The organism is Mobiluncus holmesii ATCC 35242, from assembly GCF_000185445.1.
In the GTDB taxonomy this organism is placed as follows: domain Bacteria; phylum Actinomycetota; class Actinomycetes; order Actinomycetales; family Actinomycetaceae; genus Mobiluncus; species Mobiluncus curtisii.
This window is the reverse complement of record NZ_GL622346.1, coordinates 1,099,948-1,112,949: the sequence shown is the minus strand read 5'-3', so window position 1 is coordinate 1,112,949 and position 13,002 is coordinate 1,099,948. Positions and strand designations below refer to the sequence as shown.

Here is a 13,002-nt window from a genome sequence, read left to right as displayed (position 1 = left end):
GGGTGCAGGCGTATAACCGCGTCAGAGGAATGCGCTCTCAACGGTGTAAAGCAGACCGGGACGCCTCAAGCTGAACGGGCATTACTCCTGTTCCGATTTCCCCAACCAAGCCATCACCGCGGCTAGAACGGCTTCGATGCCCGTGGCTAGCGTGGGTTGCATGACCGGTGCGAACTTGGGGTTATGGTTAGGAAACTTGGGGTCATCGTCACGGAAGCCACCCAAGCCCCAATAGCAATAGGGAATCCCGAACGCGTCCGGGATAGTGCTGAAATCCTCGGAGGCGGGAACCTCACCGCAATCGCCTACCCGTTCAGCACCAAAGTGGGCAAGAAATGCCTCCGTCACTTTTTTCGTAACCTGCGGGTCGTTAGCGGTCAGGGGATAGGAATCATAAAGCTCAAACTCGGCAGGTTCCGGACTGCCTGCTGCGGCACACTCGGCGTTAACAATCCGCTTTATGGCTGTCAGTAAGTGTTCGCGCACCGCTACGTCATAAGCGCGGATATTGACCAAAAGGGTGGCACGTTCGGGAATGATATTCGATTTTGTGCCAGCTTGCACCGACCCCACAGTCACTACTGCCATTTGGAAAGGATCAATTTCGCGCGAGACGATAGTCTGCAACCGCATCACAATCGTCGAGGCGAGTACCACCGGATCAATGCCCATATGAGGCATAGAGCCATGTGAGCCCTTGCCATGCAACGTAATTTTCAAGGACGCGCCCGTAGACAAAATTGCTCCGACATGGGTGCCGACCGCGCCGGTGGGCATGGGACCGGTCAGGACGTGCTGACCGAAAGCCACGTCGGGGCGAGGAATTTTATCGACCAGACCCGCTGCTACCATGGATTTTGCGCCCTCGGCAGTTTCTTCACCGGGCTGAAATAGGGCGATATGGGTGCCACTCCAGCTATCACGATGCGCAGCTAGCACTCGTGCTGCCCCCAGACCCGCAGTAATGTGTACGTCGTGCCCGCAGGCGTGCATCACCGGCACTTCGTTTCCGTCCCGGTCGCGTCGAGTGATGGTGGAGGCATAAGGCAACCCGGTTTCTTCTCTCACCGGCAGACCGTCCATATCGGCGCGGAAAAGCGTGGTCTTACCCGTGCCATTGCGCAGTATTCCGACCACGCCCCCACCGATTATTTCGGTCTGGTAGCCAAAGTCCTGCAGCTGTTTCTCGATAAAATTACAGGTTTCTGTCTCTGACATCGAAAGTTCGGGGTGTTGGTGGAGCCATTGATAGGTTTCGTCCTGCCAAGAACCTAGTTCGGTGACCGCTGCGTTAATATCCAAATTGCTCATGATAGCTCCTCAAATTCTTAAGCCAGAATACCACCGGCGACCCCTGGACCGTGAGGGCAGGTTGCCGGGGATTGCCTAAAAATTAGGAAGTGTGAAAAATAAACGGCGAATTAATAACCTCAGAGATGATTAATTATTCGAACTAATCGCCTGATTTGCTTTCTCTCTGGCCCGGCGCGCCGGAACTGAAAGTGCGACGTGCAGGATAATCATGATGACAAATAAGGCACCGCTAATGTGGTGGAAGCGAGCCAACAACCCTGGATCCATGGTGTGGAAGGGCAGCACTGGTGATGAAATCCCCACTGCGCCAATACCGCTGAGGAACGCGAATATAAATACAATGGGGAGGAGCGCCCAAGACAGCACACAATAGGCGGTATATATGGCGACTTCTTGCCTGGTGGTTATTTCTTTTAAGACAGGAATTCTATAACCAAAAGGTTTACGTTTTGCGCTCGGAGCAAAGAGCTTTACAACCAGAGCTTCGACCCCGCTGATAACCAGACCTATCATTAAGAGCCAGGAAGACAACTTATGTATAACGATTACGGCTGTTCCTGAATTATGGGCTACTAGCATAATTAGAGAAGTAATGAGAAGGGCTACAAAACCTACAATTGCAATCATGTGCACAATGAAGAAAGGGTAGGGTTTGTTTTGATAGTACTCTTCCAGGTGTGTCATGATAATCATTCAACCGAATCGAGAGGCTCGTAAGCGCGTTTCCCTTGGGTGCGATAATATGCAGCACACCAGGGACACAGTTTGTCATCACATACTTTCACAGTGTGATACCAAAAACCCTTTTGTTTTGCGCGAGCAGCCTTGCAACCAGGGCAAAGATTCATGCAAAAATTGGTGCGTCGTTCATCAATTTGCTTTTGAAGGTCTTCTTTTTGAACATCTTCTGACATTACATTTCCTTTGTCCTGATAATAACGTTGTAAGGCTAGCCTAACAAAAACTTAAATATTTGGTCAAATTTCCGCATCAAAGACTATGGAGATGTTTTTCCGGGGTAATCATGACCGCTTGCTAGCGTAAATAGAAATCTGTAAATACCGGGTACTCAACCGTCGAAATTTTTATATTACCCCCTCACCCTAGAATGGGGCTGTGAAAGAAAACCAGATGCCAACCAGTAAGCCAGGCAAAGCCCCGACCAGACAGATCAGCTCAACTAAGAAGCTGCTGGTGGGCGTCGGGGTGTTGCTTATTCTGGTAGTGCTAGGCAGCGGGATGGGCTATAAACCCAACGATTCAGCTCCCGACTCCGCCACTTCCACCAGTCCCGCCACCTCCCCCAAAGTGCCACGCGTCACCGGTGCGCCCACCCCCACCTCTTCTGACTCTTCCCCCACACCGACCCCAGAAATTACTGTTGAACCCAGCCCGACCACGCCCACCCCGGAAACCTCAGGGGACGCTGCGGCAGCGCTGGCGTCCCTGCCCGTGAAAGGACGGGCGCCGAAAACCGGATATCGGCGGGCTGAATTCGGTCGGCGATGGCGCGATATTGACCACAACGGCTGCGACACCCGCAACGACATTCTGAACCGGGATTTGACCAACAAGACCTGGAAAGCAAACACCCATGGATGCGTGGTACTGAGCGGAACCCTGACAGAGCCATATTCCGGCGAAACTAAGTATTTCCACAAGTCACAGGCGGCGGCTATCCAGATTGACCACGTCGTTGCCCTGTCCGACGCCTGGCAGAAAGGCGCCCAAGCCTTGAGCGCCGCGCAGCGCGAAACCCTGGCGAACGATCCGTTGAACCTACTGGCTGTGGACGGTCGGCTCAATCAGCAAAAATCAGACAGCGACGCGGCGACGTGGCTGCCACCGCGCCAGGGTTTCCGATGTGCTTACGTCTCTCGCCAGATTGCGGTCAAAGCGAAATATCGGCTGTGGGTGACTCCGTCAGAACGCGATGCGATGGAACGTATCCTGAGCAATTGCCCCGGTCAACCGCTGCCTGCCAGCAGCGAGTAGACTGGGGGAATGGATAAAATGCGCGTCGACGTGTGGCTGTGGGCGGTGCGACAAGTGAAGTCGCGATCACTTGCGACCGCGGCGGCGCGCGCTGGACACGTGAAAATCAACGGGGTAAGCGCGAAAGCCTCCAGCGCGGTGCGGGTGGGGGACGAAGTGCGGCTACGAGTCGCGGGTTTTGACCGAGTCCTGAAGGTCATAGCCCTGATTCCCAAGCGTGTAGGAGCGCCCGAAGCCGTGAAATGCTATACAGACGTCACTCCGGAACGCTTGACGAACCCCGCTAATGCTGCCGTTATCTATCGACCGCGTGGCACTGGACGTCCCACCAAAAAGGAACGCCGTCAGCTTGACGCCTTGCGCGGGCGGACGTCCTTTTGAAGTGGTGCGCAAAAGCGTCCCCGGTCAGCTTCTCGGGTCGGGTTTAGCCCGCGTTAGAGTCAGCATCGTGGGGTGGTTGCGCCAGGGCGGTCGGGAACACTCGCGGCTCCGCCCCCGGCTCCGGGAGCTTGGCTGCTGACTCAATTCCTAATCCCAGTCACCCAGGAAATGGCTGCGTTTGGGGAACTGGGCGCGGTAGTCATCAGCGCGCCGACCCAGGAAATACCCCGGCACACACAGCACCAGGAACGTCACACCAAACACAAAACCGGGGGCGACGTGCATCCCTGCCACAACGAAAGCTGCCACCGACAGCGCTGTCCCCAGACCGACACCTATCGCCCACAACACTTTTGCGGAAACAGAAAACGCCAGGTGAACCAGCCCGACGGTGGCAGCCAGCACGCAAGCTCCCGCTGCCATCAACATGACGGTCGCTCCGGTGGTCAGCGAATTCGGCTGTTCATAGGCTGAGCCGGCATAGGTCAAGAAATACGACGCTAGGGCACATCCGAAAGATCCCAACACGAAAGGCCACACGTCCGCCGCGGAGCGCCACAGCGATTGTTTCGGCAGCGCAGATTTTCCGGGTTTGGGAGGAGGAAATTTCCCCGCCCGAGGGGTTCCCTCCGGATTTGCGTGCGCGGGGGACTGGTCGGAATCGTCGGGTTTTTCCTGTTTACCAAAGTTGTGCTGGGACATGCGTACCAGTCTAGTAAAATTGGGTCACTATGACTGATTTGAAACCTGTTGCCGATCCGCTTCCGGCGCTTCCCGCAGGTGCTCCCGGCGCGGACGTGACCCTGGAGGACGGGGCGATTCGCCGGACGATTTTGCCTGGGGGAACGCGCGTTATCACCGAGCAGATGCTGGGCACCCGCGCCGCTACCGTGGCGTTGTGGGTCGCGCGCGGCTCTCGTGACGAGGTCGAGGGAGCGCGTGGCTCCACACACTTTCTGGAACACCTCTTGTTTAAAGGAACCACGCGGCGCACCGCCCATCAGATAGCTATGGAATTTGATGCGGTCGGAGGCGACTCTAACGCCGCCACCGGCAGAGAATGCACCCACTACTACGCAGAAGTCTTGGGTGAGGACGTGCCGATGGCGGTTGACGTCCTGATGGATATGGTGTGTGCGCCCTTGCTCAACGCTGCCGATTTTGAGATGGAACGTGGCATTATCCTCGACGAGCTGACGATGGCGCTGGATAACCCCAGCGAACAGGCTTTTGACGAATTTACCCGCCGAGTCTTTGCGACTCATCCGTTGGGGCGTCCCATTGGCGGCACGATTGAATCGGTAAAAGCCGATACCTTGGAGGCGATAGTGGCTCACTACCAGGTCGGATATGCTCCGGATCGCCTGGTGGTGGCTGCTGCGGGAGAAGTCAATCACGATCAGGTGTGTGAACTGGTGGCGCGGGCGCTGCACCGTCCCGACTCTCCGTGGTCGCAATGGCAATCCGCGCCTGACCCCGCCCAACCCGCCTTAGATTTCAACACCGCGGTAGCCGTCCCGCTGAACAGCTCCGCTGACCGTTGCGGGAACAGTCTCAACGCAGCAGGTCAGGGCGCTTGGAAACCTGAGTCTGGAGTCTTCATCGTCGACGGCAAGTTTGAACAGAGTCGCATCATCATCGGCGGACCGGGACCGGGAGTGGCGGATGAACATATGCCCGTGATGAATGTGCTGAATACCGTCCTGGGCGGAGGGATGAGCTCACGCCTGTTCCAAAATATCCGGGAAAAGCGCGGTCTGGCATACACCACCTACGCGTTTAACTCGTCTTACCGGGACGCAGGTAGTTTCGGGTTAACCGCGACCTGCAATCCGGCGAATGCGGACGAGGTAGCGGCGTTACTGCGCGCCGAACTGGAAGAAATTGCCACCGACCCAATCCCCGCGGACGAGCTAGCTCGAGCCAAAGGGCAGCTGCGCGGAGCCACCCTGCTGAGCCTGGAAGACAATACCGTGCGTGCCAATCGTCTGGCTCATGCTGAAATCCTGCGCGGGGCTTATATCCCGTTAGCGGAGAAGCTGGAACAGATGCACGCCGTCACCGCTGCACAAGTCCGGGACTGGGCGGCTGAACTGGCGAAACGCGCCACTATTGAAGTGCGGTTAGGACCGGGGGAATAAACCGTCCCCGTTATTTCCGTCAAGACACCGACGTTCACAGGGCGGACAGGGGGTCCGTCAGGTAGACGAAATGTCCCGCAGTGCCACAGGCGACCGTGAATGCACTCGGTTTGTTCTGTGACAGGCACGCCGGGCGGGTGCGTCAGCCTGGAGCAGGGCGAAACCGCTAAGATAGGGGCGTGAGTGAAGATATTTTTCAGCTGCCCCAACCCGGACCTGCCCAGCCCGATGTCTTGCGAGTGGTGCCCTTGGGCGGTCTGGGTGAAGTCGGTCGCAACATGACCGTTTTGGAAACTGAAGGCAAAATCCTCATTGTGGATTGCGGGGTGCTGTTCCCCGAAGAAATCCAGCCGGGAGTAGACCTCATCTTGCCGGATTTCACCTATATCCAAGACCGGATGGCGGATGTGGTAGGCGTGGTGCTGACCCACGGTCACGAGGATCACATCGGGGCGGTGCCCTACCTGTTGAAACTGCGCGAGGACATTCCCGTCTACGGTTCGCACCTGACACTGGCGTTCGTGGAACCGAAACTTATGGAGCATCGCCTGCCGACCACAAACCTGCGGGTCAAAGCGGAGGGCGAGCGGCTCGATTTGGGACCATTCCACCTCGAGTTTTGCGCTGTGAACCACTCGATTCCAGATGCTTTGGCAGTGATGGTACGCACGAAAGCCGGTTCCGCGCTGATTACTGGGGACTTTAAAATGGATCAACTGCCCCTGGATGGGCGCATTACCGACCTGCGCGCTTTCGCGCGCTGGGGTGAAGCCGGAGTCGACTTGTTCTGCGTTGACTCTACGAATGCCGAGGTACCCGGCTTTATCACTTCGGAGCGTGAGATTGGGCCGGTGCTTGAGGACGTATTCCTCCACGCTACCGGTCAGATTGTGGTTGCCTCGTTTGCCTCTCACGTCCACCGGGTGCAGCAGGTCTTGAACGCTGCCGCGAAATCTAACCGGAAGGTCGCCCTGGTGGGGCGGTCCATGGAACGCAACATGACCATCGCCGCGGAGGCTGGCTACATGACCGTGCCGGATGGCGTGCTGATTGACCTTAAGGACGTCAATTCCCTGCCCCCCGAACGTCGCGTGTATATGGCTACCGGCTCGCAGGGCGAACCGATGGCAGCCCTGTCGCGGATAGCCAACCGTTCGCACCGGACAATCTCTATCGGTCAGGGCGACACGGTGGTGTTGGCGTCCTCCCTGATTCCCGGTAATGAAAACTCGGTGGGGCGCGTCATTAATCAGCTCATTCGTCTGGGCGCGCAGGTCGTGCACAAGGGTAATTCGAGGGTTCACGTGTCCGGTCACGCCGCCACGGGTGAGCTGCTCTATGCCTATAACATCGTGAAGCCAAAGAACGTGATGCCCATTCACGGCGAGATTCGCCACTTGGTCGCCAATGGGAAACATGCCGTAAAGACCGGAGTCGATCCGCGTCGCGTCATGCTCGCCGAGGACGGGGTCTGCGTGGAGGTTAAGAACGGTGAGGCACAGATCGTGGGTCAGGTGCCGTGTGACTTTATCTATGTGGATGGCACGTCCATTGGTGAGATTGGGGAGTCTGAACTGTATGACCGTCGCGTCCTGGCACAAGAGGGGTTTGTGGCGGTTTACGTGGTGATGGAGATGAGCACCGGGACTATCCTCGCTGGTCCGACCGTTATCGCGCGAGGAGTGGCAGAAAATGATGACGTGTTTAGAGACATTGAACCGGCTATCGCTGACGCTTTGAGTGCAGCAGCTGCGGACGGACAAGCCAACGTGCGGGATATGGAACGGGTCGCGCGCCGGACCTTGGGACGCTGGGTGTCCAAGCGATTGAAGCGCGCGCCCATGATTGTGCCCCTGGTGTTGGAAGCTGACTAGCTCAGGGAGAATCGCTGTGGCACGTTTTATCTCTACCCAATCCATCAACTTGGAGCTGCCCCTGCGGGTTGACCATCTGCCCGATCAGGGTGCCGAAGTCCGTGCTTCCATCATGGAAGGGGCTGTCGTAGCAGGAGGTTTCTACGTGGTCGCCACCGTGGCGCGGCAAGGTGTCGCCGCCTGCGTGACCGCCCCACTGGGAACCGGTCCGAACTCGATTCAAGCCCGACACTCCTTGGGACGAGAAGGAATTTCTGTGCTCTCCCGCGAAATTGTGGGGGACATCGGGTTGCGGATTGCCGCCATAGACTCCGAAGGGGTACGCAGTGTGATTACGTCCCCTGGCGTAGAAGTCGAGCCTGACCCGCGTGACCTGGCAGGGATAATTTTGCGGGGAAATGACTATGTCTTTGTCAGCCTCAACGACCTGGCATATCCGCAGCTTGCCGAGATTCTCACGAATTGGATTGAACAACTGCCGGAGAATCTGTACCTCGCGGTGGCGGGGGGTCCGTTGGTGGGGGAAGTCGATTTAGATGTGATGGTGAAAGTCCTGGCCCGGGCGGATTTATTGACTCTAAATAAGCACCAGGCAGATACGATGCGGATGCGGTTGGGGCGCGGTCCTATTGCTGAGGTACTGCGCCGTTACGTGAAACCGGAAACTGCGTTAGTGCTGCGTGACGGGCAAAACGGGGCAATCATTCAGGAATCTGCCGGGCAGACTCCACGGGGAGTCCCTGCTTATCCCACCGATTTGATGGATACTACTGGAGCTGGAGAAGCCCATACGGGGGTGCTGCTGGCTTCGCTCATAATGGGGTCGTCGCTGGAACAGGCTTGTGCGAGAGCCAACGCAGCAGCCGCGCTGGCGATGGGGCGGCGGGGCTACTACCGAATCCCCACAGCTTCTCAAATCGACAACTTCCTGGCCACGAATCCCCGGCTCTAATCCCGCTTTTTTCGGCGTGGGAGTGCCAAAAAAGCTCTGCCGGCGGATAGTCTAGAAACGCTATGAGTGCGACCAAAAAACAAGTGAAAACTAACTCTCCGAAGCGCGGGTCTGTTGGCGGTAACCAAAAATCACCCAGCGCGAGCAATCAACCCGAGCTGCCCCAATCCACTTTGGACCCCCAGGTGAAACGCGACATTTTGGGGCTGTGCCTGATTGCATTAGGGATTTTGGTCGCGCTGCGGGAATGGTTTGGACTGTCCGGTACGGCAGGGAACGTGATTCATCTGGCTGTCGCGGGACTTTTTGGGGTGTTCGCCGTCATTCTGCCCTTTGGATTAGGTTTCCTCGCCATACGTTTGTTCCTGCGGGGACGGTTCTTTCCTGACCCCGGCAATGACGGCGTGACCGAGGCAGAAGCTGCGGAGGTCACCCGGTCCCGCGGCGCGCGGGAAACCCGAATTCTGGTGGGGCTTTCCGTCATCTTGGCGGCGCTGTCGGGAATGGTCCACGTGGCAAAGGGCTTGCCTTGGCCCTCTACAGGTTTTCCTGAAATCATGACGGCAGGAGGTCTGCTGGGGTGGTTTTTCGGTCACCCCATCGGCGTGTTATTTTCGCCGTGGGGCGCGTTCCCGCTGCTGGTCATCATCATGCTGATTGGCATCCTCATCACTGGGGGAATTCCGGCAGCCACCCTGGTTTCATTGATACGTCAACGCTTTGCCTGGCTCAGCCCAGAACCTGCCACCAGCGAGGAGGAGCCGGAGACGGTCGACCTCACCGGTGCCACCGAAGTCATGACACCTTCGCGGATGCCTTGGAAACGACCGCACCCTCAGTCTGGACCGGAGGAAACTAAGGTTATCGAGCCGAACGTGGCTCCGTCAGCGCAACCCCCCGTCCCTGCTGCGACCCAGACTTTGCCAGAGTCACCTGCTACGGGTGCCACGGAACTGCTGCCGGCACGGAAACAATCAGGGCGGCACAAGGCAGAAAGCCGACCCCCAGAGCCGGTACTTCCACCTGAGCCCCCCGCCAAAGCTGAGGACAGCCTGCCCGAACGCGTGCACACCGGCTTGGGACACGATATCGACTACCACCTGCCCTCTTTAGACCTGTTAAAAATCGGACCTGCGCACGTGACACGGTCCCCAGCGAATGACCGTGTCATCGAGTCTCTGACCAACGTATTTCAGCAGTTCGGGGTGGCAGCTGAGGTCACCGGCTTTTCACGGGGACCGACGGTGACTCAGTACGAAGTGACGCTCGGTCCGGGAGAAAAAGTCTCTAAGGTAGAGGGGCTGTCCAAGGACATTGCTTATGCGGTAGCGTCTCCGGAAGTGCGGATTTTGTCTCCCATTCCTGGAAAATCCGCGATTGGGATTGAAATTCCCAACGCGGACCGCGAAAACGTTTACCTAGGCGACGTGCTGCGTTCCGAAGCAGCCTCGCGCCTCACACATCCTCTGGTCACCGGGGTCGGCAAAGACGTGGAGGGCGATTACGTCCTGACCAACATTGCCAAGACCCTGCACCTGCTGGTCGCCGGCGCGACCGGATCGGGTAAATCTTCGTTCATTAACTCGATGATTACTTCCATCATGATGCGAGCCACCCCGGAACAGGTCCGGCTGATTCTGGTCGATCCGAAACGAGTGGAGCTCACCGCTTATGCCGGGATTCCCCACCTGGTCACGCCCATTATTACTTCAGCAAAGAAAGCCGCGACAGCTCTGGAATGGTGCGTCAATGAGATGGATATGCGCTACGACACCCTGTCGAACTACGGATACCGCCACGTTGATGATTTCAATCAGGCACTGCGTGCCGGCAAGGTGCAAAAGCTGCCCGAGTCACGCTTTGAGCCAGAATGGATGCCCTACCTGCTGGTGGTAGTGGACGAGTTGGCAGATTTGATGATGGTTGCACCACGGGACGTGGAAGCCTCCATTCAACGCATCACGCAGCTGGGTCGCGCGGCAGGAATTCACCTGGTGTTGGCGACGCAGCGTCCCTCCGTGGATGTGGTCACGGGCATTATCAAAGCGAATGTGCCCTCTCGGTTGGCTTTTGCGACTTCCTCCAACCAGGATTCTCGCGTGATTTTGGATCAGTCCGGGGCAGAAAAACTCATCGGACAGGGCGATGCTCTCTACCTGCCCAGTGGTGAATCCAAGCCGCAACGAGTGCAGGGAGCCTGGGTCTCGGAGGAAGAAATCATGCGCGTCGTGGCTCACGTCAAGGCACAGATGGAACCCGTGTATCGGGAAGACGTCACCAGCGAACAGAGCAGTGAAGAAACCAAGGTCCCCGAAGAAATCGGTGATGACTTGGACGATGTGTTGGCAGCCGCCGAGTTGGTGGTTTCCACTCAGTTAGGCTCTACTTCGATGATTCAACGTAAACTGCGCAAGGGGTTCGCCAAAGCTGGTCGGTTGATGGATATCCTCGAAACATACGGGGTGGTGGGTCCCTCGGAAGGCTCCAAGCCACGCGAAGTCCTGGTCACGAACGAGGACCTGCCCGGTGTCCTCGCCATGCTGCGCGGCGAAACCGACTCCATCGCGGACAGTTCGTCTGCAGCGGACCCGACTCCCTCGGAGACTCTCGATGAACCTGCTGATGACGAGGAGGCTACAGAACAGTTACCGTCAGACGCTGGTGACACCGACTCACACCCCCTTGACCCCACGGTGGCATTTTCCGATGGACCCGACCCGGCGACCCTCCCGTATCCGGCACCACCGGCGACACCGCAAGTGGGTCACCAAGAGCTATACGATAAAGACGACACCGAGCCTTTGCCCTTCTGATTAGGATGGATTCATGACCGCAAACCTGCAGGGCGCGCCGCAGCCGCCCGCGCCCCCGAACTTTAACATCGCCAATGTGCTCACGGTCATCCGCCTGATTTTGGTCCCGGTATTTATTTGGTTGATGCTGTTGCCAGGGGTGAAGGCACAAGTGTGGGCTTTTGCGGTGTTCGCCGTGGCTTCCGCGACCGACAAGTTAGACGGGACCCTGGCTCGGCGGCTGAACTTGGTCACTGATTTCGGCAAACTCGCCGATCCCATCGCGGATAAAGCCCTGGTGCTCAGCGCGTTTATCTTGCTCAGCCTGCACTGGTCGGTGTTTTGGGCGGTCACTATCCCGGTGTTGGTGCGAGAGCTGGGGATTACCCTGATGCGTCTGGTGTTGGCGCGTCGGGGGCGAGTCATGCCTGCCAGCCGCGGCGGCAAGTTGAAGACCGTGACCCAGATAGCGTTGATTTTGCTGCTGCTGATTCCGTGGGAAGCCTTGGTTCCCACGGCGTGGTCGGTGGTGCGCATTGTGGCAATAGTCCTGTCGGTACTGGTCGTGTGCATTACGGTGTTCACCGGGGTTGACTATGTGCGCCAGGCAATGCATCCGGCTGCGGAACGCTAGCCGCGCCCCTGAAGACTTCTAATTGTGGTGTCGCCTCGGTTAGGGGTCGGTCAGGGGAATAAATACCTGACAAAGTTGGTTAAACTGATTGTGATGAACAAAACAGCTACCTTTTCCAACATGAAGTTGCCTTACGCGCTGCGTCCAGGGACCAGCTTGGGGCGTTCGGTCAGACCGGCGAATCGGGCGGGGGTGCGAAACGCGCCTAAAAAGCGGTATTCTGAATCCATGATGCGGATTCCTCCAGTTGCTAAACCCTCTACGCCCGTATTGCGTCACGAGCTCGGAGAAGTTTTGCGTCAGCTGCGCCAAACCCGCGGTCTGACTCTGCGTGATGTGTCGGCAAAGGCGCGAGTATCCTTGGGGTACCTTTCCGAGGTGGAACGCGGTCAAAAGGAAGCCTCTAGCGAGTTGTTGGCGTCCATCTGTTACGCGTTGGAAGCGCCGGTGTCTTTTGTGTTGCATGAAGTTGCGGATCGTATCGCGGCGGTTGAGGGCGTAGTGGTTCCGGAGCTGGTGCCCGATGAGTTGTTGGACAGCATCGACTGCGCCCCGATTTCCTGATGCCGGCATTCCAAGGTGGTCCGGTGCAGCGCGGCATGACGCGCTCCCAGTTTAAGCAAGCACTGGCAGAAGTATTTCCGCACGGATTGGGTGAAACCCTGGTCAGCGATCAAGTATTGACCGAATGGGGCATGACGGCGCAACAGGCGTTAGAACGCGGCGCTGATCCCTTAGAGGTGTGGCAAGCCCTGTTGCGCGCTACCGATCGAGATACGGAAGAAAACCTGTTCTGGCATCGCCGGGATTTGCACACATCGCGCCACTAGCGTGCTACCCGCGACTCTAACCGCGCGCGTTGGTGCGTAAATCCTGAGGTCGGGATGGTTTAATCTTTCAGCAGGTTTCGCGGTAAAGT

Annotated in this window: 13 protein-coding genes; 9 read left to right on the top strand and 4 right to left on the bottom strand. The window is 57.5% G+C overall.

Annotated elements, in window-relative coordinates; all coding sequences use genetic code 11:
• Positions 1-81: 81 nt before the first annotated feature.
• The 3 genes from HMPREF0576_RS04815 to HMPREF0576_RS04805 form a co-directional block, all read right to left on the bottom strand.
• Entirely contained in the window at positions 82-1,311 is a 1,230-nt protein-coding gene (locus tag HMPREF0576_RS04815; RefSeq protein ID WP_004010917.1) for an amidohydrolase, read from the bottom strand.
• Between the two features lie 129 nt (positions 1,312-1,440).
• Positions 1,441-1,998, bottom strand: a complete 558-nt coding sequence (locus HMPREF0576_RS04810) for a hypothetical protein (protein WP_245527337.1) — start codon at positions 1,996-1,998, stop codon at positions 1,441-1,443.
• A gap of 5 nt (positions 1,999-2,003) precedes the next feature.
• Positions 2,004-2,228 carry a hypothetical protein gene (locus HMPREF0576_RS04805; protein WP_004007075.1) on the bottom strand — a complete coding sequence of 75 codons (225 nt, stop codon included), beginning with the start codon at positions 2,226-2,228 and terminating at the stop codon, positions 2,004-2,006.
• Positions 2,229-2,430: 202 nt separating this feature from the next.
• Here HMPREF0576_RS04805 and HMPREF0576_RS04800 point away from each other — a divergent pair, with 202 nt between their 5' ends.
• Both HMPREF0576_RS04800 and HMPREF0576_RS04795 read left to right on the top strand, forming a co-directional pair.
• Complete coding sequence (locus tag HMPREF0576_RS04800) at positions 2,431-3,309, top strand: HNH endonuclease family protein (protein WP_392390503.1); 879 nt, start codon at positions 2,431-2,433, stop codon at positions 3,307-3,309.
• A gap of 9 nt (positions 3,310-3,318) precedes the next feature.
• The gene (locus HMPREF0576_RS04795; RefSeq protein ID WP_004010914.1) at positions 3,319-3,690 is read left to right on the top strand and encodes an RNA-binding S4 domain-containing protein; all 372 of its coding nucleotides are present in this window, start codon (positions 3,319-3,321) and stop codon (positions 3,688-3,690) included.
• Between the two features lie 147 nt (positions 3,691-3,837).
• On the opposite strand, the gene HMPREF0576_RS04790 is transcribed toward HMPREF0576_RS04795, so the two are convergent.
• Complete coding sequence (locus HMPREF0576_RS04790) at positions 3,838-4,392, bottom strand: hypothetical protein (RefSeq protein ID WP_004010913.1); 555 nt, start codon at positions 4,390-4,392, stop codon at positions 3,838-3,840.
• 29 nt (positions 4,393-4,421) lie between these two features.
• On the opposite strand from HMPREF0576_RS04790, the gene HMPREF0576_RS04785 reads away from it, so the two are divergent.
• The 7 genes from HMPREF0576_RS04785 to HMPREF0576_RS04755 all read left to right on the top strand — a co-directional run bounded on the left by HMPREF0576_RS04785 (position 4,422) and on the right by HMPREF0576_RS04755 (position 12,913).
• Positions 4,422-5,831 (top strand): M16 family metallopeptidase, encoded by a 1,410-nt coding sequence (locus HMPREF0576_RS04785; RefSeq protein ID WP_004010912.1) that lies wholly within the window; start codon positions 4,422-4,424, stop codon positions 5,829-5,831.
• Positions 5,832-6,010: 179 nt separating this feature from the next.
• Positions 6,011-7,705, top strand: a complete 1,695-nt coding sequence (locus tag HMPREF0576_RS04780) for a ribonuclease J (protein ID WP_004009320.1) — start codon at positions 6,011-6,013, stop codon at positions 7,703-7,705.
• A 16-nt stretch (positions 7,706-7,721) separates the two neighbouring features.
• Positions 7,722-8,657 carry a PfkB family carbohydrate kinase gene (locus HMPREF0576_RS04775; RefSeq protein ID WP_004010911.1) on the top strand — a complete coding sequence of 312 codons (936 nt, stop codon included), beginning with the start codon at positions 7,722-7,724 and terminating at the stop codon, positions 8,655-8,657.
• Between the two features lie 62 nt (positions 8,658-8,719).
• Positions 8,720-11,470 carry an FtsK/SpoIIIE family DNA translocase gene (locus tag HMPREF0576_RS04770; protein ID WP_004010910.1) on the top strand — a complete coding sequence of 917 codons (2,751 nt, stop codon included), beginning with the start codon at positions 8,720-8,722 and terminating at the stop codon, positions 11,468-11,470.
• Positions 11,471-11,483: 13 nt separating this feature from the next.
• Entirely contained in the window at positions 11,484-12,083 is a 600-nt protein-coding gene (pgsA, locus tag HMPREF0576_RS04765) for a CDP-diacylglycerol--glycerol-3-phosphate 3-phosphatidyltransferase (protein WP_004010909.1), read from the top strand.
• A gap of 24 nt (positions 12,084-12,107) precedes the next feature.
• Entirely contained in the window at positions 12,108-12,647 is a 540-nt protein-coding gene (locus HMPREF0576_RS09645; RefSeq protein ID WP_004010908.1) for a helix-turn-helix domain-containing protein, read from the top strand.
• Positions 12,647-12,913 carry a DUF3046 domain-containing protein gene (locus HMPREF0576_RS04755; protein ID WP_004009325.1) on the top strand — a complete coding sequence of 89 codons (267 nt, stop codon included), beginning with the start codon at positions 12,647-12,649 and terminating at the stop codon, positions 12,911-12,913. The genes HMPREF0576_RS09645 and HMPREF0576_RS04755 overlap by 1 nt, the downstream gene beginning before the upstream one ends.
• Positions 12,914-13,002: the final 89 nt, after the last annotated feature.

Bases quoted from the DNA above. Each gene is read 5' to 3' on its own strand.
- HMPREF0576_RS04815 (WP_004010917.1), bottom strand. From the start codon at position 1,311: ATGAGCAATTTGGATATTAACGCAGCGGTCACCGAACTAGGTTCTTGG.
- HMPREF0576_RS04810 (WP_245527337.1), bottom strand. From the start codon at position 1,998: ATGACACACCTGGAAGAGTACTATCAAAACAAACCCTACCCTTTCTTC.
- HMPREF0576_RS04805 (WP_004007075.1), bottom strand. From the start codon at position 2,228: ATGTCAGAAGATGTTCAAAAAGAAGACCTTCAAAAGCAAATTGATGAA.
- HMPREF0576_RS04795 (WP_004010914.1), top strand. From the start codon at position 3,319: ATGGATAAAATGCGCGTCGACGTGTGGCTGTGGGCGGTGCGACAAGTG.
- HMPREF0576_RS04790 (WP_004010913.1), bottom strand. From the start codon at position 4,392: ATGTCCCAGCACAACTTTGGTAAACAGGAAAAACCCGACGATTCCGAC.
- HMPREF0576_RS04785 (WP_004010912.1), top strand. From the start codon at position 4,422: ATGACTGATTTGAAACCTGTTGCCGATCCGCTTCCGGCGCTTCCCGCA.
- HMPREF0576_RS04770 (WP_004010910.1), top strand. From the start codon at position 8,720: ATGAGTGCGACCAAAAAACAAGTGAAAACTAACTCTCCGAAGCGCGGG.
- pgsA (WP_004010909.1), top strand. From the start codon at position 11,484: ATGACCGCAAACCTGCAGGGCGCGCCGCAGCCGCCCGCGCCCCCGAAC.
- HMPREF0576_RS04755 (WP_004009325.1), top strand. From the start codon at position 12,647: ATGCCGGCATTCCAAGGTGGTCCGGTGCAGCGCGGCATGACGCGCTCC.